We start from the raw sequence: 1,522 nt of genomic DNA on the forward strand, positions 1-1,522 counted from the left end.
CAATGACGCTCAAAACCGGCGTTTCTCCTTCATGAATCCCGGTCGCGGACACAGAACCAATAATCAAAACCCGGGTCGCCCCGATTTCATGCTGGTACAACCATCTTTCCAACCCACGTACCAGCAATCGTCCCAACCACACGAACGTCACCGCAACCGGCATGGCAGTACCTAAAACCAGTCGTGAGTAATCGAACGACTTGGCAAAGTAGATCGTGGCGCCGGCCAGAATCGTGGCCGCCAACGCGCCGATGAACACGCCGAAAAGTTGATCCACCAACCCCCGGGCACGCTCGATCGAGTACAAACCCAGATATGCAAAGATCAGCACATAGATTAAGGCCGCCAGCAGTGCGAAAACAAAAAACTGTTCAAACGGCACCAAATAAGCATTATTGAGCTCGTCGCGCAAAAAATAAGACGCCGCAAACGCGCCCACTACCAGCAGATAATCCAGGAACAAAGTCGCCAGAGTTAGAACCAGCTTCGCTTGACTCATTGATAAATTATAACAACGACTAGTACACCCCACAAAACCACACTCGCCAAAAGCGGTCGGTCTGTGTACAACATCTCGGTTGGATCGCCGTTTTCGTCACGACGGTAGACCAGGTAAAAGTATCTAAATAGGCCGTAAATAACAACCGGCAGGGTATAGATCAAGTTCGACGATCCCAGTCGCGCGGTCGTGTCCGGCCACAAACAGTACAAGCTATAGCCGACTAAACTGGCGGTTGCCACCATCACCAGCAACTGATCGAGCATCTTTGACGAGTAGTCCGCGAGAACGGGGCGATATCGGTGCGCAACCGTGTCTGACCCAACCAGTTCCTGCCGCCGCTTACCCAACACCAAAAAAAGCGCCAGAAATAAAGTTGTCACGAGCAGCCACGGTGAAAACACCACTCCAATCGCCACCGCGCCCGCCAGTGCCCGCAAAACAAATCCGACCGCGACTACCAACACATCCAGCACCACCTGCGACTTCAAGTAACGCGAATAGGTAAAAATCAACCCCGCGTAGGCTAGCGCCACCAAAGTCAGCTCCTGCCCTACCCACCAAGTGATACCGATAGCGGCCAACAACAATCCTACCGCCAGCGACCAGGCCGCCTCGACCGTGATCTTGCCCGACGCCAACGCGCGAAATTTCTTGAAGGGATGCTGGCGGTCGAACTCCAGATCATGGACATCATTCAAGATATACATACTGCTGGCCAGTAAGCTGAACCCAACCATTGCACCCACTGCCAATACCACACTCGGCCCATCCGTCAGCCGACCGGCAAATATCAGCGGTGCCAACACGAGCAAGTTTTTGATCCACTGCTTGGGACGGAGAAGTTGTACTAAAACCATTGGAGTAATTATACTCTCGTAAAATCTAACTTTTCGTTTTGAGTCCACTGTAACTAGCTGGCATTAAGCGGTTTCAAAATGGCCTGGTATTTGTCCAATGTTACTTGGCGATGATCCACCCGCCAATCGTCACGCAATGAAAGATTCTGATTAAACTTACGCT

At 51.8% G+C, this 1,522-nt stretch carries 2 protein-coding genes; both read right to left on the minus strand.

Features of this window, described 5'->3' with window-relative positions; all coding sequences use genetic code 11:
• On the minus strand, positions 1–499 hold a 499-nt coding region (locus tag VGA08_01485), incomplete at its 3' end, for a hypothetical protein (protein ID HEX9679266.1).
• A complete protein-coding gene (locus VGA08_01490; GenBank protein HEX9679267.1) occupies positions 496–1,359 on the minus strand; it encodes a decaprenyl-phosphate phosphoribosyltransferase in 864 nt (287 codons plus the stop codon). The genes VGA08_01485 and VGA08_01490, both read right to left, overlap by 4 nt.
• Positions 1,360–1,522: the final 163 nt, after the last annotated feature.

It is taken from the genome of Candidatus Saccharimonadales bacterium (assembly GCA_036397795.1).
Taxonomy (GTDB): domain Bacteria; phylum Patescibacteriota; class Saccharimonadia; order Saccharimonadales; family DASWIF01; genus DASWIF01.

Excerpts from the sequence above, each read along its gene's own strand:
- VGA08_01490 (HEX9679267.1), bottom strand. The coding sequence starts at position 1,359 with ATGGTTTTAGTACAACTTCTCCGTCCCAAGCAGTGGATCAAAAACTTG.